The 17,944-nt window shown below is 70.0% G+C and carries 18 protein-coding genes; 8 read left to right on the top strand and 10 right to left on the bottom strand.

Annotation, left to right across the window (positions count from 1 at the left end):
* Positions 1–19: 19 nt before the first annotated feature.
* Both K1T34_RS12935 and K1T34_RS12930 read right to left on the bottom strand, forming a co-directional pair.
* Complete coding sequence (locus K1T34_RS12935; protein ID WP_220244512.1) at positions 20–1,159, bottom strand: acyl-CoA dehydrogenase family protein; 1,140 nt, start codon at positions 1,157–1,159, stop codon at positions 20–22.
* Entirely contained in the window at positions 1,156–3,507 is a 2,352-nt protein-coding gene (locus K1T34_RS12930) for a bifunctional salicylyl-CoA 5-hydroxylase/oxidoreductase (RefSeq protein WP_220244511.1), read from the bottom strand. The genes K1T34_RS12935 and K1T34_RS12930 overlap by 4 nt, the downstream gene beginning before the upstream one ends.
* A gap of 68 nt (positions 3,508–3,575) precedes the next feature.
* On the opposite strand from K1T34_RS12930, the gene K1T34_RS12925 reads away from it, so the two are divergent.
* Positions 3,576–3,968 (top strand): RidA family protein, encoded by a 393-nt coding sequence (locus K1T34_RS12925; RefSeq protein ID WP_220244510.1) that lies wholly within the window; start codon positions 3,576–3,578, stop codon positions 3,966–3,968.
* Here the strand turns inward: K1T34_RS12925 and K1T34_RS12920 are convergent.
* The gene (locus K1T34_RS12920) at positions 3,958–4,806 is read right to left on the bottom strand and encodes a PaaX family transcriptional regulator C-terminal domain-containing protein (protein WP_220244509.1); all 849 of its coding nucleotides are present in this window, start codon (positions 4,804–4,806) and stop codon (positions 3,958–3,960) included. The genes K1T34_RS12925 and K1T34_RS12920 overlap by 11 nt on opposite strands.
* A gap of 109 nt (positions 4,807–4,915) precedes the next feature.
* Between K1T34_RS12920 and K1T34_RS12915 the strand changes: the two genes are divergently transcribed.
* Positions 4,916–5,527 carry a GNAT family N-acetyltransferase gene (locus K1T34_RS12915; protein ID WP_255638476.1) on the top strand — a complete coding sequence of 204 codons (612 nt, stop codon included), beginning with the start codon at positions 4,916–4,918 and terminating at the stop codon, positions 5,525–5,527.
* 49 nt (positions 5,528–5,576) lie between these two features.
* On the top strand, positions 5,577–6,140 hold the full coding sequence (locus K1T34_RS12910) for an oxidoreductase (protein ID WP_220244508.1): 564 nt from the start codon (positions 5,577–5,579) through the stop codon (positions 6,138–6,140).
* On the opposite strand, the gene K1T34_RS12905 is transcribed toward K1T34_RS12910, so the two are convergent.
* A complete protein-coding gene (locus tag K1T34_RS12905; RefSeq protein ID WP_220244507.1) occupies positions 6,121–6,576 on the bottom strand; it encodes a MarR family winged helix-turn-helix transcriptional regulator in 456 nt (151 codons plus the stop codon). The genes K1T34_RS12910 and K1T34_RS12905 overlap by 20 nt on opposite strands.
* Positions 6,577–6,698: 122 nt before the next feature.
* Here K1T34_RS12905 and K1T34_RS12900 point away from each other — a divergent pair, with 122 nt between their 5' ends.
* Complete coding sequence (locus K1T34_RS12900) at positions 6,699–7,103, top strand: nitroreductase family deazaflavin-dependent oxidoreductase (protein ID WP_220244506.1); 405 nt, start codon at positions 6,699–6,701, stop codon at positions 7,101–7,103.
* Between the two features lie 15 nt (positions 7,104–7,118).
* Here the strand turns inward: K1T34_RS12900 and K1T34_RS12895 are convergent, their stop codons facing one another.
* Positions 7,119–8,270, bottom strand: coding sequence for an acyltransferase (locus K1T34_RS12895; protein ID WP_220244505.1), 1,152 nt, complete (start codon positions 8,268–8,270; stop codon positions 7,119–7,121).
* A gap of 48 nt (positions 8,271–8,318) precedes the next feature.
* On the opposite strand from K1T34_RS12895, the gene K1T34_RS12890 reads away from it, so the two are divergent.
* A complete protein-coding gene (locus K1T34_RS12890) occupies positions 8,319–8,606 on the top strand; it encodes a hypothetical protein (protein WP_220244504.1) in 288 nt (95 codons plus the stop codon).
* Between the two features lie 49 nt (positions 8,607–8,655).
* On the opposite strand, the gene K1T34_RS12885 is transcribed toward K1T34_RS12890, so the two are convergent.
* The 3 genes from K1T34_RS12885 to K1T34_RS12875 all read right to left on the bottom strand — a co-directional run bounded on the left by K1T34_RS12885 (position 8,656) and on the right by K1T34_RS12875 (position 12,668).
* The gene (locus tag K1T34_RS12885; RefSeq protein WP_220244503.1) at positions 8,656–10,695 is read right to left on the bottom strand and encodes an alkaline phosphatase family protein; all 2,040 of its coding nucleotides are present in this window, start codon (positions 10,693–10,695) and stop codon (positions 8,656–8,658) included.
* Positions 10,696–10,986: 291 nt separating this feature from the next.
* Positions 10,987–11,415, bottom strand: a complete 429-nt coding sequence (locus tag K1T34_RS12880; protein WP_220244502.1) for a hypothetical protein — start codon at positions 11,413–11,415, stop codon at positions 10,987–10,989.
* A gap of 110 nt (positions 11,416–11,525) precedes the next feature.
* Positions 11,526–12,668: an FAD-binding oxidoreductase gene (locus K1T34_RS12875; protein WP_220244501.1), complete on the bottom strand. Its 1,143-nt coding sequence runs from the start codon at positions 12,666–12,668 to the stop codon at positions 11,526–11,528.
* Positions 12,669–12,738: 70 nt separating this feature from the next.
* On the opposite strand from K1T34_RS12875, the gene K1T34_RS12870 reads away from it, so the two are divergent.
* A complete protein-coding gene (locus K1T34_RS12870; protein ID WP_220244500.1) occupies positions 12,739–13,614 on the top strand; it encodes a LysR family transcriptional regulator in 876 nt (291 codons plus the stop codon).
* Here K1T34_RS12870 and K1T34_RS12865 read toward each other — a convergent pair.
* Positions 13,611–15,071: a SulP family inorganic anion transporter gene (locus tag K1T34_RS12865; RefSeq protein WP_220244499.1), complete on the bottom strand. Its 1,461-nt coding sequence runs from the start codon at positions 15,069–15,071 to the stop codon at positions 13,611–13,613. The genes K1T34_RS12870 and K1T34_RS12865 overlap by 4 nt on opposite strands.
* A gap of 312 nt (positions 15,072–15,383) precedes the next feature.
* On the opposite strand from K1T34_RS12865, the gene K1T34_RS12860 reads away from it, so the two are divergent.
* Positions 15,384–16,181, top strand: a complete 798-nt coding sequence (locus K1T34_RS12860; RefSeq protein ID WP_220244498.1) for an oxygenase MpaB family protein — start codon at positions 15,384–15,386, stop codon at positions 16,179–16,181.
* A gap of 41 nt (positions 16,182–16,222) precedes the next feature.
* A complete protein-coding gene (gene ligD, locus K1T34_RS12855) occupies positions 16,223–17,182 on the top strand; it encodes a non-homologous end-joining DNA ligase (protein WP_220244497.1) in 960 nt (319 codons plus the stop codon).
* 22 nt (positions 17,183–17,204) lie between these two features.
* Here ligD and K1T34_RS12850 read toward each other — a convergent pair whose 3' ends face one another.
* Positions 17,205–17,939, bottom strand: a complete 735-nt coding sequence (locus K1T34_RS12850; RefSeq protein WP_255638756.1) for a class I SAM-dependent methyltransferase — start codon at positions 17,937–17,939, stop codon at positions 17,205–17,207.
* Positions 17,940–17,944 lie beyond the last annotated feature (5 nt).

The raw sequence follows: 17,944 nt of genomic DNA, 5'->3' as shown, positions 1-17,944 counted from the left end.
ATCGCGCTGAGCGGAAACTTCAGGAGCGCAGCGACCGCGCGATGATCGTCCGCTGGATCTCCGACGCGCCTTCGTAGATCCGCGGCGCCCGGACCTCCCGGTAGAGGTGCTCCAGCAGGTGCCCCCGCCGCAGCGCCCGCGCGCCGTGCAGCTGCACTGCGGAATCCACGACGTACTGCGCCGACTCCGTCGCGAAAAGCTTCGCCATCGCCGCCCGACCGGCCAGGCCGGTCTCGCCCGCGTCGTACGCGGAAGCCGCGGCGTAGACCAACAGCCGCGCCGCCTCCGTCCGCGTCGCCATCTCCGCGAGCGTGTGCGCCACGGTCTGCTGCTTCGCCAGCGGCCCACCGAAAGCAATGCGTGAGCCCGTGTACTCCACGGTCGCGTCTAGAGCGGCCTGCGCCATCCCCACCGCGAACGCCCCGACGCTCGGCCGGAACAGGTCCAGCGTCCGCATCGCGACGGCGAAGCCGCGGTTCTCCTCGCCCAGCAGCTCGTCGCGGTGCACGCGCACGCCGTCGAACTCCAGCGTGCCGATCGGGTGCGGGCTGACCAGGTCGAGGTGCTCACCGGACAGGCCCGCGCGGTCGCCCGGCACGACGAACGCGCTCACACCCCGCGAGCCGGCGTCCGGCGTCGTGCGCGCGAAGACGGTGTAGAAGTCGGCCTCGGGTGCGTTGGAGATCCACATCTTCTGTCCGGTGAGCCGCCAGCCGTCGCCGTCGGGCTCGGCCGCCAGCTGCAGGGCGGCCGCGTCGGAACCGGCGTCGGGCTCGGTCAGCGCGAACGCCGCCACCGCGTCGCCCGCTGCTACGGCCGGCAGCCAGCGCGCGACCTGTTCGTCCTTTCCGGACTGCAGCACGGGGTAGCTTCCCAGTCCCTGCAACGCGAGCGCCGTCTCGGCCTCGGTGTTCACGGTCGCCAGCGCTTCGCGCAGCAGGCACAGGTCGAACGCCGCGGCCTGGCGCGTCGGGTTACCCGCCGAGACGCCGGGGAACAGCCGCGCCAGCAGACCGTGCGAGCCCATCGCCTTGAGCAGCGGCCGGTTCACCGCGCCTTCTTCGCCGGCCTCGGCGAGCGGTCGCAGCTGTTCCGTGGCGATGGTGCGAACGGACGCTGTGAAAGCCTGCTGTTCCGGCGTCAGTGCGAAGGCGTTCATCGATCCCTTTCCGGTCGCCAGCGGGCGTGCGCGGTCTGGTGCCCACCGGTGCGTACGAGTTCCAGCCGTGGCTCCGGCCCGTCGGTGCGCCCTGTTTGCGGCCGGCGCTTCCCGGCCGCCCACGGCTTCGGCCACGGCATCACGTAGTCCTGCTCCGCCGCCGCGTGCAACGTCCACTGTGGATCGTAGAGGTGCGTGCGCCCGAGTGCGCACAGGTCGGCGCGGCCGGCGAGGATGAGCGCGTTCATGTCGTCGTACGAGGAGATCGCGCCGACGGCGATCACGGCCGTGCCGTACTTGAGCCCCACCTCGTTGCGGATCCGGTCGGCGTACGGCGTCTGGTAGCTGCGGCCGAACTTCGGCTTCTCCTCGCTCACCACCTGCCCGGTCGACACGTCGACCGCGGCGGCCCCGTGCTCGGCGAACGCCGTCGCGATGGCGACGGCCTCGTCGGCCTCGATCCCGCCGTCGTACCAGTCGCTGGCCGAGATGCGGACCGTCATCGGCCGCTCGGCCGGCCACACCTCGCGCACCGCGTCGAACACCTCGAGGGGGTACCGCAGCCGGTTCTCCAGCGAGCCGCCGTACTCGTCGGTCCGCTGGTTCGTGAGCGGCGAGATGAACGACGACAGCAGATACCCGTGTGCACAGTGCAGCTCCAGCAGGTCGAACCCGGCCCGCGCCGCCGAGCGCGCCGAAGCCACGAACTGCTCACGGATCTCCGCCAGCTCCTCGACGCTCAGCTCACGCGGCGTCTGGCTGTCCGGCCGGTACGGCAACGGCGACGGTCCGCAGACCTCCCAGTTGCCGTCCGGCAACGGGTCGTCCATGCCCTCCCACATGAGCTTCGTCGAGCCCTTGCGCCCGGAATGGCCCAGCTGCAGGCCGATCTTCGCCGGCGTGCTGCCGTGCACGAAGTCGACGATGCGTTTCCAGGCCTGCTCCTGCTCGTCGTTGTACAGCCCGGGGCAGCCCGGCGTGATCCGCGCCTCGGGCGACACGCAGATCATCTCCGTCATCACCAGGCCGGCGCCGCCGAGCGCCTTGCCGCCCAGGTGCACGAGGTGGAACTCGCCGGGCACCCCGTCGACGGCCACGTACATGTCCATCGGCGACACGATCACGCGGTTGGGCAGCTCCAGCTCACCGATCTTCACGGGCTGGAACATCGGCGGCGCGGGTGTCGTGCCCAGCGAGCGCGCGAACCACTCGTCGAGCTCCGTGGCGAACTCCGGGTCGCGCAGCTTCAGGTTGTCGTAGGTGACGCGGCGGCTGCGCGTGAGCAGGTTGAACGCGAACTGCTCCGGCTCCTGGTGCGTGTACTGCGCGAGGTTCTCGAACCACTCCAGGCTCGCCTGCGCCGCGCGCTGCGTCGACTCGACGACCGGCTTGCGCTCGGCCTCGTACGCCGCCAGCGCGTCGGGCACGGTGTCCTGCTCGTGCAGGCACGCCACCAGCGCCAGCGCGTCCTCCATCGCCAGCTTCGTGCCGGAGCCGATGGAGAAGTGGGCGGTGTGGGCGGCGTCGCCGAGCAGCACCACGTTGTCGTGCACCCAGCTTTCGCAGCGGACGGTGCCGAAGGTGTTCCACTTCGAGTTGTTGGCCAGCACGTGGTGGTCGCCGAGGACGTCGGCGCACAGCTCGCGGATCAGCTCGATGGACTTCTCGTCGCTCTCGCCCGGCCCGAGGTCGGTGGCGGCGATCGGCGCGAACGCCTGCTGCCACACGTCCTCGTGCAGCTCGAGGATGAACGTGCTGCCGTCGCGGCCGTAGGGGTAGCCGTGGATCTGCATGATCCCGTGGGGCGTCTCGAGCACATGGAACTTGAAGGCGTCGAAGACGAGGTCGGTGCCGAGCCAGATGTAGCGGCAGCGGCGCGACTCGAGGGTCGGGCGGAACGAGTCCGCGAACCGCCGGCGCACGCCCGAGTTGACGCCGTCGGAGGCGATCACGAGGTCGTAGTCGCGCGAGAGCTGCTCCGGGTCGGGGGCCTCGGTGCGGAAGCGCAGGTCGACGCCCAGCTCGCGGCAGCGTTCCTGCAGGATCGCGAGCAGGCGCTTGCGGCTCATCGCGGCGAACCCGTGGCCGCCGGACGTGTGGACCTCGCCGCGATAGTGCACGTCGATGTCGTCCCAGCGCGCGAACTCGCGGCTCATGGCCTCGTGGACCTGCGCGTCGGCGGTCTCGATGCCGCCGAGCGTCTCGTCGGAGAACACCACGCCGAACCCGAAGGTGTCGTCCGGCGCGTTGCGTTCCCACACCGTGATCTCGTGGCCTGGCCCGAGCTGCTTCGCGAGGGCGGCGAAGTACAGGCCCGCCGGGCCGCCGCCGAGAACCGATATCCGCACGAGAGCAAGGATATGTCGTCTGACATACGATCGTCAAGAATGCGATACATGAGCTAGGCTTCCGCGACATGGAGCGCATCAACCCGCCCGAGCTGGGCCGTCCGTCCGGTTTCTCCCACGCCGTGTCCGCAACCGGACAGCTCGTGTTCCTCGCCGGACAGACCGCTCTCGACGCCGAGGGCAGCATCGTCGGCGACGGCGTGGTCGAGCAGTTCTCCCAGGCGCTGGGCAATCTGCTCACGGCCCTGCGCGCGGCCGGCGGTGAGCCCGCGGACCTGTGCAGCGTGACCATCTACATCGTCGACATGGACGACTACAAGGCCCACGCGCGCGAGATCGGCAAGGTGTGGAAGAGCCTCGCCGGCACCGAGTACCCGGCGATGGCGGGCATCGGCGTGAGCCGGCTGTGGGACGTCGAGGCTCTGGTGGAGGTGCAGGGCTTCGCGGTGCTCAGCCGCTGAGGACCTGCAGCAGGTACTCGCGGGCCGGGGCTTCCAGGCGTTCGTGGAGCGCGAAGAACACCTCGGCGGCGCGGATGCCGGACCAGTCGGCGGGCAGCAGTTCGGCAGGCAGCCCCGGGTCGAGGTAGGGCATGCGCCGCCACCCGGTGAGCACGCGCACGTAGTCGGCGAACGCCTCGTCGCCGGGCACCGTGCGGCGGCGCTTCCAGCGGTCGAGCACGGGGGCGTGCTCGTCGAGGAACGCCGTGTACAGCTCGTCGAGCTGGTCGAGGTCCCACCACTCGCGGACCTTGTCCTGTGCGTTTCCGAACGCCAGGTGTTCGGCGCGGAACAGGTCGGCGTAGCTCGCGAGGCCCAGGCGGGTCAGCGCCTCGGCCGTGACCTGGTGCAGGTGCGCGGGCGCGATCCACACGCCGGACGACGCCGTGCCGAACCCGAGCCGCGCCAGCTGCGTGCGCAGGACGTGGCGCTTGTGGCGCTCGGTCTCGGGCACGGAGAACACGGCGAGCAACCAGCCGTCGGCCAGCGTCGCGCGGTCGCGGCGGAAGATGCGGTCGTCGCCTTCGCGCAGGATCGCCAGCGCGGTGTCCGACAGCTCGTAGCCGGCGGTCCCGTCGCGCCGCACGGCGTCGAGGATGCTCCGGCGCTTGAGGCGCGAGATCGACGAGCGCACCGCCGGCTCGTCGACGCCGAGCGCCGCGAGCAGGTCGATGAGCGACGCCACGGACAGCCAGCCACCCTCGATGCGGTGGTAGAAGCCGTATACGGACACGATCAGCTGCCGAGGCTGGGCGGCACGCCCGGCGTCGAGCTCGGTTGACTCCGGTACGGCCGTCACCTGGTCACCATAACAACCGCGGGCCGTGACTGCGGGTACCATTTGGCGCGCGATGGTGAACCTGGGTGAAGCACCGCTGTTCGGCCGGTTGACCCGCCGAGGCCGGCTCATGGCGAAACGCACCTGCGACCGCAGGGGCCACGCGTTCGCCATCGGCCGGTTCCTCTTCCGCACCCCAACTGCCTGGGAATACGCCGCCGCGGTGGCCTCCGGCAGCGATCCGGCCGCCCAGCGGTGGCTCGGCTGGCTCGCGGATTCGGTCATCGCCGAGCCCCTTCGGTCCGAAGCCCTCCGCGTGACCCCCGGCACCGGGCCGGCTTGGACCTATCCGGATCCGCAGTCCGTCGACATCGTGGCCATCGACCTGCGGGAGAACCGGTGCGCCGGGCTGGTCAGCGTGCACGCCGGGGAGAACGGCGGTCCGGAGACGGGCGGGTACCTCGCGCCGGCGTATCGCGGACGCGCGCTGGGGCGGGATCTGTTCACGGCTGGGTTGGTGCTGGCGCACTCGCATCTCGGGCTGCCGCGGGTCCGGGCCGGGGCTGAGGTGGGGAATGTGGCGAGCGGTCGGTCCCTGGAGGCCGCCGGGATGCGTCGGGCCGCGGGGCCGCCTCGGTACACGCTGCCGAACGGGCGGGTGAGCGAGGCTTGGTGGTACCAGCACGATGCGCCGCGGCCGCATCGGTGTGAGGGGCCGCAGGCGGAGTGGTTGGCTTTTTGAGGTGACACTTCGGCCGGCACCGACGCTTCCCGGCCCTACCGTTCCCAGCATGGATTCCCGCGAGCTCCTCACCAACGCGCCCGTGCCGCCCGTCGCCGTGAACATGGCCTGGTTGCGTGCGATGGTCGCCAGGTTCAGCAGCGGCGAGGATCACGCCAGGCGACGCGAGCTGGTCATCGAGGAGCTCGCCAGGGCGGAGCCGCGAGCGCTGAGAGAAGCAGCGAACCCTGACCGAGGACCGGTCGAGATACTCGCCGAGGTGCTCGGGTTCGAGGTCGACCCCGGAGATGTCGACAAAGTGGCGAAGGCCTACCAGCCCCACTTCCCCCAAACCACCGAGGCCGACGAAGCCGTAGCGCGGCTGGTCGAAGCACTGGGGCAACCCGACGAGCGAACCGCCGCCAAAGTCGGCCTACTGGTCCAGTCCGCGGCCACGGAGAGCCTGGTCAAGAGCACCCAAGGCCCACCTGTCCCCAGCACCCGCCGCTGGGTCGACGGCACCGAAGTCACCGTCGATCTCAAGGATTTCCCCTTCGGAACCGGCCCCCACGCGTGCCCCGGAGAAGCCCACGCCAAGGCCCTCGCTGAAGGAATCAGCAGCACCCGTCCGTGAACTCCTCCGAATAGGTCTTCAAGGTGTCGATCACCAACGCCCTCTCGACCGGCGACAACGGCGCCAGCGCCCGCTCCCAGGCCCGCGCCCCCGGGGCCAGCCAGGCGTCGACGGCGGCGCGCTGCGAAGGGCTGATGCTGACGATCGTGCGGCGGCGGTCGGCCGGGTCTTCGTCGCGGGCGAGCACGCCCTGGCGTGAGAGGTCGCCGATCATGAGGCTGGCGGTGGTGGGGGCGATCTCGAGGCGGCCGGCGAGTTCGGTGACGGTCATGGGGCCGTCGAACAACAAGATGGACAGCAGGCACAGGTGGCGCGGCGCGAGCGACAGGTCCGCGAGCTCGGGTGGCACCGGGGTGCGCTTGCCGCGGCCGGCCAGGCGGGGCATGAGCAGCAGCAATTCGCGCACGCCGTCCTCGAGGCTCGGTCCGGTGGTCATCCCGCTCCTTCGACCAGAACCACGCAAAACACCTTGTCGCGCAAGAGGGTACCTCGCATTGACATCAGTTTTGCTAACAAAGTAAGTTTGGTCGCAAAACCAAACTGGAGGGACACCACCCCATGTCGGACTGGAACCAGCAGATCATCGACGAGTTCCGCGCCAACGAGGGCAAGGTCGGCGGGATGTTCGAGGGCGCGAACATGATCCTGGTGACCCACACCGGCGCGAAGAGCGGCACCCAGCGCGTCGCGCCCCTGGTCTACACCACCGACGGCGACCGTTACGTCATCGCCGCGTCCAAGGGCGGAGCGGACACCAACCCGGACTGGTACCACAACCTCGTGGCCAACCCGAAGGTCGCGCTGGAGATCGGCACCGAGAAGTTCGACGCCACGGCCAAGCTGATCGAGGACCGCGCCGAGCGTGACCGCCTCTACGCCGGCATGGTCGCGCACATGCCGGGCTTCGCCGACTACGAGAAGAAGACCACGCGCCTGATCCCGGTCTTCGTACTGGAGCGCTGAGCGCGCCCCAACCGCTCAAACGCTCGCCGGCGCCGGCGACGCGTCGGCAGGAACCGCGGCCCGTGCGGCTTTGCGGGCCTGCCGGCGCGTGAGCAGCCGCTTGCCGGTCGCGATCATCGGCTGTTCGACCCAGCGGTGGATCAGGTCGGCGATCGCGAGGTCGACCAGGAACACCGTCACGGCCGTGATCAGCCGGTTGTGACCCAGCGCCGGCACGGCCTGCACCACCACGAAGTGCACCGGGCCCTGCAGCAGGTACAGCGAATACGACCGCTCGCCGACGAACCGCATCGGGGCCGTCGAGAGCAGCCAGCGCGCGGGGCCCGGTGACAGCAGCACGATCAGCAGCAGCATGGTGAGCACCGCGTACGCGAGCAGCACCAGCAGGTTCTGCCGCGTCTCGCGCCAGAGCGGGTCGAGGTTCGCGTGCAGTGCGAGGAACCCGGCGACGATCGGGATCGCGGCCAGTGGGTGCGTGAACGGCCGCAGCACGGCGAAGCTGCGCCGGTAGTGCAGCAGGATCGCGAGCAGGCAGCCGCCGAGCAGGATGGCGTAGTGGATGCTCGAGCGGTAGATGGCCGTCGGCGAGAAGTCGAGCAGCCAGCCGCCCGTGGTCAGCGGCACGAGCGTCAGCAGCACGGCCATCGCGGCGAGCACCAGCGCGAGCTTGCGCCGCGCGGCGCCGATGCCGATCGCGACCAGCAGGAACGGCCACACCAGGTAGAACTTCTCCTCGATGCCCAGCGTCCACGAGCCGGAGAAGAAGTTGTCGGAGCCGTTGCCGTGCGAGCCGGGGAAGAACTCGTTGAGGAAGGTCAGGTAGTACTTCAGCGCGTGGGGGAAGTCGCGCGCGAGGAACTCGCCGCGCAGCAGCACGAACGCGATGATCCCGCCGAGGATCACCAGGTACGGCGGCAGGATCCGGAACACGCGCCGCACGTAGAAACCGCTCAGCGAGATGCGCCCGGTGCGGTCCTGCTCGCGCAGCAGCAGCGTCGTGATCAGGAACCCCGAGAGCACGAAGAAGATGTAGACGCCCACCCAGCCCGACGGCCACACGAACTTCGGCCCGGCGAAGTGGAAGAACACGACGATCGTCGCGGCGATGGCGCGCAGGCCGTCGAGGCCGGGGAACCTGCGCATGCCGAGGTACTCGTCATGGCTCATCGTTCGCAAGAAATCGACCCCAATCGCCTGGCTGCGGTGGGAGTATAGGTGGACGATCACGGGCACCCGCGCGGCGGGTTCGCGCCCGTGACCTGCGAATTACTCTGGGTGGTGGGGGCTGTGACGTTGCTGGTGATCCTCGTGGGAGCCGTGGTGGTCGTGGTGGCGACCGCGGCGATGTTCGACGTCCGGGCACGCCGACGCGGCCGTCGCGCCGCCGAAGACGGCTGGGACGCGCTCAAGGAGACGCGCCGCGATTTCCACGCCGCCGAGCTCGCGCGCTACCAGAGCAGCGACTTCTCCTGGCTCGACCGCGTCCGCCGGAACAAACGCTGACGGCCGGCGGACCCGTGAAGGATCCACCGGCCGCTGCGGCGAAGCAGGACTAGCAGTCCTCACCGATCCGGCCGGCGTAGCGCTGCTGCCACGTCGAGTCGCCCTCGACCGTGATGACCACGTCGTAGTAGCCGTTCTCGGTCGGCCAGTTCACGATCGCCGGCAGCAGGCCGAGCACCGTGACGGTCTTGGTCCCGCCGCTGAAGTCGTTCGCGGTCAGCTTGTAGTGCATCGGCTTGAGCAGGTTGTCGTTGTGCAGCGTGAAGCGCACGTGCTGCTCGCGCACCAGCACCGTCGGCTGCAGCAGGTCGGCGTCCACGCGCGGGTCGTGCCCGGACGAGGTGACCTTGCCCGCGAACGAACGCACGAAGCCGTCGTTGGCGTAGATCGAGAACGCGTACTCACCGCCGGTGGCGGAGGTGTCCCAGGTGTAGGACTGCGACTTGCGCTCGGTGACCGTGAACGGCGTGCTGGTGAACGGCTTGAGCTTGTCCGGGAAGACCTGGAAGCTCACGGCCTTGCCCTTGTCGCCGCCGGCCAGCGTCATCTTCGCCGTGACCTTGCCCTTGTGGTCCTGCGTGACCGTGGCGTGCGGGTGGAAGCTCAGCGGCCGCGGCTTCATGTGGCCGGCCGCGACCTTCACCGGCTGCTCGGCCGCCGGGTCCGCGAACGTCGCCGGCCCGGTCTGCGGGTGGGCGAAGTCGAGCGCGCTCGTCAGGTCACCGGCGATCGAGCGGCGCCAGTCGCTGATGTTGGGGCAGGTGAACGGCTTGCCGAGGTGCGCCGCCCACTTCTCCAGGAACTTGATCGTCGACGTGTGGTCGAAGACCTCCGAAGCGACGTAGCCACCGCGCGACCACGGCGACACGAGCAGCATCGGCACGCGCGGGCCGAAGCCGAGCGGGTACGAGCCGGTGTACTCGCCAGCGGTGCCGGCCTCGGGCCACGGCGGGAGCACGTGGTCGAACTTTCCGTCGTTCTCGTCGTAGTTGAGGATGAAGAGCGTGTGGTTCCAGATGTCCGGGTTGCCCTGCAGGATGTCGAGCACCTCTTTGACGTAGCGCTCGCCGTGCAGCGTGTCGGCGTCCGGGTGCTCGGACCAGCCGTAGGGCGCGACGATCCACGAGACGGCCGGCAGCGGGTGCTCGGCGCCCGGCTGGCAGGCGTCGCGCAAGTCCTTGAGGACGGCCCGCAGGTTGGCGTCGGAGTCGTCGTTCGGCGTGGTCTTGCCGGCGTAGTAGGTGGCGTTGCCGCGCCAGATCAGGCCGGTGCCGGGCTGCAGCTTCGGGTCCAGCGGGCTCAGGCCGTTGGGTTCGAAACCCTTGAAGTACTTGAGCTCGTTGTCGCCGTAGTCGCCGATCCACGAGCTGAGGTAGCCCTGGCGGCCGGTGCCGCTGTTGTCGGAGTAGAGGCGCCAGTCGATGCCGGCCTGCTGCAGCTGCTCGGGCACGGTGATCCACGGGCGGCTGTAGTTCGACTCGTCCGTGTTGCCGGTCTCGGTGTTGGACGTGCCGCTCCACAGGTACTTGCGGTTCGGGTCGGTCGGGCCGAACTCGGAGCAGAAGTTCTGGTCGGCGATCGTGTACTGGGCCGCCACCGAGTGGTAGAAGCTCATGTAGCCGTCGCTGTGGTAGTTCATGCAGCTCGCGCCGTTGTGCTGCACCCACTGGTCCCAGCTGCGGTGCGCGACGTCGCCCCAGGCGCCGTGGTCGTTGCCCCACATGCCGTCGTCGACCTTCGGCGTCACGGTGGCGCCGGTCTTGTCCTTCTGCTGGAAGACGGTGGTGCCGTCCTGGAACTTCAGCGCCTGCTTGTCATTGAAGCCGCGCACACCGGGGAACGTGCCGAAGTAGTGGTCGAGCGAACGGTTCTCTTGCATCAGGATCACGACGTGTCTCAGGTCGGACAGGTCGCCTTTGAACCCTCGCGGCAGGCCGTTGCTGCCCAGGGTGGCGGCGTCCGCGGTGCCCGCGTCGGCGATCCCGCCGAACATCAGCGCTCCGGCGGCGACGCCCGCGCCCTGCAGGAACCGGCGGCGGGTGGTGCCGGAGTCGGGCTCGGGGGTGGGGGTGGTGGGGTCGGCGGACAAGGCAAAACTCCTCACGCGGGGGTGGTGTCGACCGTCCATCCAATCCAGCCGACACCAACGCCGCGTGAACACCTGCGGAGCGGTCACTGGCAGGCGGCCGACGGTTGAGGGCAGACGGTCCCACGAGACCGCGCGAAGTGCCCCGAAACCGCACAAAACGCCCAGTTGTGGTCAGGCGTTGGCGGGCGTGCGGAGCGAGTGGAGAAAGGGCAACCGCCGGGGGTGAGAAGTGAAAGAAACGGCCGGCGAATTCATCGGGGAAATGAATTCGCCGGCCGCGGTTTCAGAAAATCAGTTGTACCAGTCGAGCAGCGTCGGCAGGAGGGAAACGCTCTTCACCCGCACCTGCGGTTCGCCCAGCACATTTCCCCACGGCACGGTCATGTGCCCGGAAACGCCGCAGCCGATGTCGAACCAGCCGCCCTTCGGGTGCGCCGAGTCGAATCCCCAGCCCTGCACGCAGGCGGTCTGGTTGTTCGTCACGGTGAAGCTGTAGCCCTGCTTGCGGCCCGGCGAGCCGAACACGCTGCAGCCCGAGTGCGACGCCTTGCTCCAGACCTGCGGCGCGCCGCCCGCCTGGTGGGTGCCCGAACACGCGTTGGCCGACTGCGGTGCCGCCTCGGCCGTGGCGCCGGTGAGCAGCACGCCCCCGGCGACCGCGGTCGCCGCGACGACCGCGCCCAGCCGGGAAAAACGGCGCGAAGAATCCTGAATACCCATTCGCGGTGAACCTTCCCAGTAGTGCCAGCCCCCAGAATTCGACTGGCCTGGCGCAAATGTACTCAGCGCGCCGCGGGCGTCGAGAGCTCCGGTGAAAACTTAAGATCGACTTAGGAGAGCGGCTGCCCGTACACGAAACTGCGCAACCGGCCTGTCGCGGTGAGTGGGACAAACAGTTTGGCGTGGGCCGCGCGTACCGGGTCCGGTCCGGATTCGTCCAAAACGGACAGAACGCGGATCGTGTAGCGCGAGTCGGGGGTGAAGTCCGGGGCCTTCGCGTGGGCGTAGGCGCCGCCGAGGAGGTCGACGATCAGCACGGTCGGCACGGGCGCGCCAGGGCCGGCGTGCTCCAGGATCGCGTCGATCGTGGTGTCGGGCAGCTGCGCGACGACGCGGTTGTCGCCGAGGTACGCGTGGGGGTGCGGCGGCTCGGCGGCGATGGAGCCGGAGTCGGTGAACGGCATGGTCTTGAGCGTGTCCACGAGCGGTCCCAGCGCGTGCAGAGGTGCGACGAGCCGCGGGCCGTCGTCGCCGAGGTGGGCGACGCGGACATGGGCGATGTGCCTGCCGCGCAACGGTTCCGGCACCATCGGCAGGTCCGGGTAGGGGATCAGGGCGAGTGACGTGGTGAGCGTGTCGGGGAGATCGGCGGTCCAGTCACGCCAGGTGCGCAGGACGTCCGGCACCTTCGGGGTGTCGAAGTAGAGGCCGCCGCCGTACAGGCTGGTCACCGGGACGAGGCCGAACTCCAACGCGGTGATCACGCCGGCGCCGAGGTCGGTGGTGCGTTCGATCCTGCCGTCGGCGGTCACGACTTCGGCGGAGCGCACGTGGTCGGCGGCGAGGCCGTAGCGGCGCCCGAGCAGGCTGAAGCCGCCGCCGAGCGTGTAGCCGACCACGCCGACGCCGGGAGCCGAACCGCTGAGCGGCGCGAGCCCGTGCTCGGCGGCGGCCTCGAGCACCTTGCCCCAGGTGGTGCCGGCCCCGACCCGGGCGACGGCGTCGGCCGGGTCGATCTCGACGTTGGTCATACGCCGCGTCGAGATCAGCACCCCGTCGGCCGGGGCGCGCAGGCCGTGGCCGGTCGCCTGGACGGCCACGGGCAGGTCGCGGGTCGCGGCGTTGCCCACGGCCTCGGCGACGTCGGCGGCCGTCGCGGCGGCGACGACCAGCTTCGGCGCCGACTCGATGCCGGTCTGGAAACCGGCGATTTCCTCGCGATAGCCGTCCTGGCCAGGGGTGCAGGTTTGCATGACTCCAGCGTGGCTCGGGGCCTTTGAGAAGTCCAAGAGATAGTGCTTCCCAGGACTAGAATCAATGCTTATGGAACTGCACCAGCTCGAGTACTTCGTGGCCGTCGCCGAAGAAGCCAACTTCACGCGCGCCGCGGCCCGGATGCACGTCGCGCAGCCGGGCGTCAGTGCGCAGATCCGGCGCCTGGAACGCGAGCTGGGGCAGCCGTTGTTCGACCGGTCGGCGCGCGCGGTGCGGCTCACCGACGTCGGCGCCGCCGCGTTGCCCCACGCCCGTGCCGCGCTCGCCGCGGTGGCCGCCGTGCGCGAGACGGTGGCCGAGCACGAGGGCCTCGTCCGCGGGCAGGTGGCGATGGGGATCGTGACGTCGGCGGGGCCGGTCGCGTTGCCGGACTTCCTCGCCGGTTTCGCCGAGCGCTACCCGGGCGTCGAGATCACCCTGGGCGAGGCCAACTCCGACGTGATGGTCGAAGCGCTGCGCGAAGGCCGCCTCGACGTCGCCGTGATCGGCCTCGCCGACGGCGTGCCCGCGGGTCTCGCCGCGCAGGTGGTGCTCGACGAGGCCGTCGTCGCCGTTACCGCTGTCTCCGACGATCTGGCCGCCCGTTCGGAGGTCACGTTGGCCGACCTGGCCGGCCGCGGCCTGATCTGCCTGCCGAAGGGTACGGGCGTGCGCGGGGTCCTCGACCGCGGCTTCGCGACGGCGGGGGTCCTCCCGCGCGTGACGATCGAGGCCAGCGACCCGAACGTGCTGGCACAGCTGGCGATCCGCGGCCTCGGCGTGGCGATCGTGCCGGAATCCCTTGCGCGGTACTACGCCACCGAGCTCCACACGCTGCAGCTGCGGCCGCGGCTGCGCGGTCAGCTCGCGTTGGCGTGGCGGGCCGACGGTCCGAGTGGTCCCGCCGCGCGCACATTGATCGAGTTCGCGCGATCGGTGCTCTAGTGCGCCGTGAGCTCGCCGGTGAGCCGGTCGTGCATGCGGGCGCTCGGGGAGTTGAGGCCGACGATCTCGACGGTTTTGCCGCGTGCGGCGTACTTCGTGGTGATGGCGTCGAGCGCGGCGACGGTGGAGGCGTCCCAGATGTGGGCGTCGGTGAGGTCGAGGACGACGTGGGCGGGGTCGCCGAAGTAGTCGAAGCGGGAGACGAGGTCGTTGCTGGAGGCGAAGAACAGCTCGCCGGTGACCGCGTAGACGACCTGGTTGCCGTCCGGGTCCACGGCGGCGGTCACGTCGAGCAGCCGCGCGACGCGGCGCGCGAAGATGACCATCGCGGTGATCGTGCCGACGACCACGCCGATCGCGAGGTTGCTGGTGGCCACCACGACGGCGACGGTGATCACCATGACCGTGATCTCGCCGGCGGGCATCCGCTTGAGCGTGGCGGGGGCGACGCTGTGCCAGTCGAACGTGCCGAACGCGACGAGCACCATCACGGCCACGAGCGCGGCCATCGGGATCCGCGAGACGAGCGGGCCGAAGACGATGCACAGGATGATCAGGAACGTGCCGGCCAGGAACGTCGACAGGCGCGTGCGGGAGCCGGCGGTCCTGACGTTGATCATGGTCTGCCCGATCATCGCGCAGCCGCCCATTCCGCCGAAGATGCCGGTGACGACGTTGGCGATGCCCTGGCCGATGGCCTCGCGGGTCTTGCTCGACGGGGTGTCGGTGATGTCGTCGACGAGCTGGGCCGTCATCATCGATTCCATGAGCCCGACCAGCGCGAACGCGATCGCGTACGGCGCGAGCAGGGTGAGGGTGTTCATCGTGAACGGCACGTCGGGCACCCCGGGCACGGGCAGCGAGGACGGCAGCGCGCCCTTGTCGCCGACGGTCGGCACGGTGATGCCGGCGCCGATCGTGAGCGCGGTGAGGACGACGATCGAGATCAGCGGCGCCGGCACGACCTTGGTGAGCCGGGGCAGGAAGACCATCAGCAGCAGGCCGCCGGCGAAGAGCGGGTAGACCGGCCACGGCACGTCGATCAGCGACGGCAGCTGCGCCAGGAAGATCAGGATGGCCAGCGCGTTGACGAACCCGACCATCACGCTGCGCGGCACGAACCGCATCAGCTTGGCCACGCCGAGCGCGCCGAGCAGGATCTGGATCAGACCACCGAGGATCACCGTCGCGATGAGGTAGCCGAACCCGTACTCACGCGCCAGCGGCGCCACGACCAGCGCGATCGCCCCCGTCGCGGCCGAGATCATCGCCGGGCGCCCGCCCACGATCGAGATCACCACGGCCATCGTGAACGAGGCGCACAGCCCCACCCGCGGGTCGACGCCGGCGATGATCGAGAACGAGATCGCCTCGGGGATCAGCGCGAGCGCCACGACGAGCCCGCCGAGCACCTCCACCCGCGCCACCTTCGGCGACAACCACGCCGGCCGGGCCATTCGGAACACCTTCGGCACGCCACACGCCCTGACTCGCTGGGACGCGCCGCCGACGCGCCTGGGGTTTCACCCCCGGCTTCTCCAGCCCGGCGGCCACCGCGGGGCGCCGCCCAACCCGTCCGCGGGAGCGGGCCGCCCTCACTGGCGACTCGGGGCCTCACGTTAGATCAGCGTGAACCGCGTGGCCGCGACCTCCCCGGTCGAGTGCGGCGGGGATCACCTCGGCTGATGGCTCGGGAGCGTGGACGCGGCTCGGGCGGCTCTTGACTCGACGTAAACAGTCGCGTTTCCTTGATCCCGACGGGAGGCGCCATGGGTGACGCGCTCAAGAAGGCCATGGTCGGAATGGGGCTGATGGCCGGCAGCGCCAACGTGATCATGCAGCTCGGGCGGGCCCCGGTGGGGTACGGGGTGATGGAGAGCAGTGTCGAGAGCGGGAACCTGTTCAGGCACCCGGTCAAACGCGCGCGCACCACGGGGACCTATTTGGCGGTCGCGACGTTCGGGACCGACGACGAGCGCAAGGCGTACCGCAGGGCGGTCAACGGGTCTCATCGGCACGTCAGATCCACAAAGGACAGCCCCGTCGGTTACAACGCCTTCGATCCGGAGCTGCAGCTCTGGGTTGCCGCGTGTCTCTACAAGGGACTCGAGGACGTCCACGTGGCGTTCTTCGGTGGCGCCGCGCCCGAGGAGCTGTACGCCGAGGCCGTGGTGCTCGGCACGACGTTGCAGGTGCGGCCGGAGATGTGGCCCGAGGACCGCGAGGCGTTCGCGAAGTACTGGGCCGAGGGGCTCCAACGCGTCACCTTCGACGACCGCACCCGCGCGTACCTCGGGGACCTCGTCGACCTGCGGTTCCTGCCGCGGCCGGTCGCGCTGGTGTTCGGGCGGTTCCACCGGTTCGTGACGACCGGGTTCCTGCCCGCGTGTTTCCGCGAGCACATGCGGCTGTCGTGGACCGAATACGATCAGCGCACATTCGAACGTCTCATGCGCGGCATCGGACACGTCGTGCGGCGCCTCCCGCGCAGCGTGCAGCGGTTCCCCTACAACGCGTACCTGCGCGACCTCCGCAAGCGCTACCGCGAGGGCCGTCCGCTCGTGTGAAGCGGTTGACCGGCGCCCGCGTGGTGGGCGAAGGTAGGCCGATGAGCAGCGACGACGTACGCGAGGGTGTCAAACTGACCAATCTCGACCAGCCGCTGTTCGCCGACGCCGGTGCGACCAAACGCGACCTGCTCGACTACCTCGACGGCGTCTCGGAGCGGCTGCTGCCGGTGCTGCACGACCGGCCGCTGTCGGTCGTGCGCGTGCTGCGCGGGCAGGACGCGTTCATGCAGAAGAACCTGCCGAAGTACACGCCCGAGTGGGTGCCGCGCGTGAAGCTGTGGGCCGAGAGTTCGAAGCGGGAAGTTTCCTACGCGTTGTGCAACGATCGCCCCACGCTTCTGTGGTTCGGCAACCAGCGCGCGATCGAATACCACCCCACGTTGACGCTTTTCGAACACACCCAAGGTCCGACCCACCTGATCATGGACCTGGACCCACCCGAGGGCGCGCCGTTCGGACTGGCCGTCGCGGGTGCGCGCCTGGTCCGTCAAGCTCTCGCCGACGCCGGGCTGGCCGGCGCGTTGAAAACCAGCGGTTCCAAGGGCGTCCACGTCTTCGTACCCCTGAAGCCCGGCCAGGCCCACGAAGACGTCGCCGCCGCCACCCGCGCGATCGCCGCCCGCGCCGAACGCCTCGACCCGGAGCTCGCCACCACCGCGTTCATCCGCGAAGACCGCCACGGCAAGGTGTTCCTCGACTCCACCCGCGCCGGCGGCGCCACCGTGGTCGCCGCCTACAGCCCGCGCGTGCGGCCCGGCCTGACCGTGTCGTTCCCGATCCCGTGGGCCGCGGCCGACGACGTGACTCCGCGCGACTTCACCGTCCACACGGCACTCGACCTCCTCGGCGACACCGACCCGTGGGCGACGGAAATGCCCGCACCGCAGGCACTTCCGGACGACCTCGTCGCCGAAGGCCACACCATTCCGATCGCCCGCGTCGCCGCGATGCACGAGGGCAAACGGCGAGCCAAAGCCCGCCGCGAGGCCGACGGCTGAGGCAGCCAGGCAGCTAAGACAACTAAGGCAGAGCCAGCAAGTCCTCGTGCTCCACAACCACCGTGTCGAGCACCCGGCGATACCCCGACAAGTCCAACGACGGATTCTCCTCTGCCGCCGCGGAAACCCAGCCCGAGAACCACGTCTCGATCAATGCCGCATCCCCGGCTCCCAGCCGCCACGGCGTCGCCGCCCGCTTCACCGTGAACCCGCGCGCAGCGAACTCGGCAGCCGCGAACGCCACCGCCTCCGGCCCCAGCCGATCCTCCCGGCGCTGGTGGGCGTTGAACGCCGCCCCCACCGCCTCGTCGCGCGGGTCGGCCGGAGTGAGCGCGACCCGCCCGACCACCGACAACGTCAGCAAAGCCGGCACCCGCGCCCCTGCGCAAGCGTCGACCAACCGCCGGATCTCCTCGGCCGTGAACAGGTCCAGCAACGCCGACGCGGTCACCAGCGACGTTCCCGAAAGATCCGCCGCCGTCAGCCGTGTGACATCCCGAACCTCGCCTGTCGCATTCTGAACACCCGCGACAGCCAGCCGCACCAGCCCCGGATCCTGGTCGTGCAGGATCCACCGCTGCGGCTGCGGCAACCGGCCCGTGAGCCAGCGGCTCATGGAACCGGTGCCACAGCCCAGATCTCGGACCACGACCGGCGCGGCCAACGCGAGCGAGTCCACAAGGGACGCAGCCCGCGCGACGGAATCGGCGCCTTCCCGCAGCCGCAACCACTCCGGCGCGTAGCCGGACGGATCCACCTCGG

Origin of the sequence: Amycolatopsis sp. DSM 110486 (assembly GCF_019468465.1) — a bacterium.
Classification (GTDB): Bacteria; Actinomycetota; Actinomycetes; order Mycobacteriales; family Pseudonocardiaceae; genus Amycolatopsis.
This window is presented reverse-complemented; position numbering and strand designations above follow the sequence as displayed.

Coding starts and splice junctions, on each gene's coding strand:
- K1T34_RS12935 (WP_220244512.1), bottom strand. CDS start 1,159: ATGAACGCCTTCGCACTGACGCCGGAACAGCAGGCTTTCACAGCGTCC.
- K1T34_RS12925 (WP_220244510.1), top strand. CDS start 3,576: ATGGAGCGCATCAACCCGCCCGAGCTGGGCCGTCCGTCCGGTTTCTCC.
- K1T34_RS12915 (WP_255638476.1), top strand. CDS start 4,916: ATGGCGAAACGCACCTGCGACCGCAGGGGCCACGCGTTCGCCATCGGC.
- K1T34_RS12910 (WP_220244508.1), top strand. CDS start 5,577: ATGGATTCCCGCGAGCTCCTCACCAACGCGCCCGTGCCGCCCGTCGCC.
- K1T34_RS12905 (WP_220244507.1), bottom strand. CDS start 6,576: ATGACCACCGGACCGAGCCTCGAGGACGGCGTGCGCGAATTGCTGCTG.
- K1T34_RS12900 (WP_220244506.1), top strand. CDS start 6,699: ATGTCGGACTGGAACCAGCAGATCATCGACGAGTTCCGCGCCAACGAG.
- K1T34_RS12895 (WP_220244505.1), bottom strand. CDS start 8,270: ATGAGCCATGACGAGTACCTCGGCATGCGCAGGTTCCCCGGCCTCGAC.
- K1T34_RS12880 (WP_220244502.1), bottom strand. CDS start 11,415: ATGGGTATTCAGGATTCTTCGCGCCGTTTTTCCCGGCTGGGCGCGGTC.
- K1T34_RS12875 (WP_220244501.1), bottom strand. CDS start 12,668: ATGCAAACCTGCACCCCTGGCCAGGACGGCTATCGCGAGGAAATCGCC.
- K1T34_RS12870 (WP_220244500.1), top strand. CDS start 12,739: ATGGAACTGCACCAGCTCGAGTACTTCGTGGCCGTCGCCGAAGAAGCC.
- K1T34_RS12865 (WP_220244499.1), bottom strand. CDS start 15,071: ATGGCCCGGCCGGCGTGGTTGTCGCCGAAGGTGGCGCGGGTGGAGGTG.
- K1T34_RS12860 (WP_220244498.1), top strand. CDS start 15,384: ATGGGTGACGCGCTCAAGAAGGCCATGGTCGGAATGGGGCTGATGGCC.
- ligD (WP_220244497.1), top strand. CDS start 16,223: ATGAGCAGCGACGACGTACGCGAGGGTGTCAAACTGACCAATCTCGAC.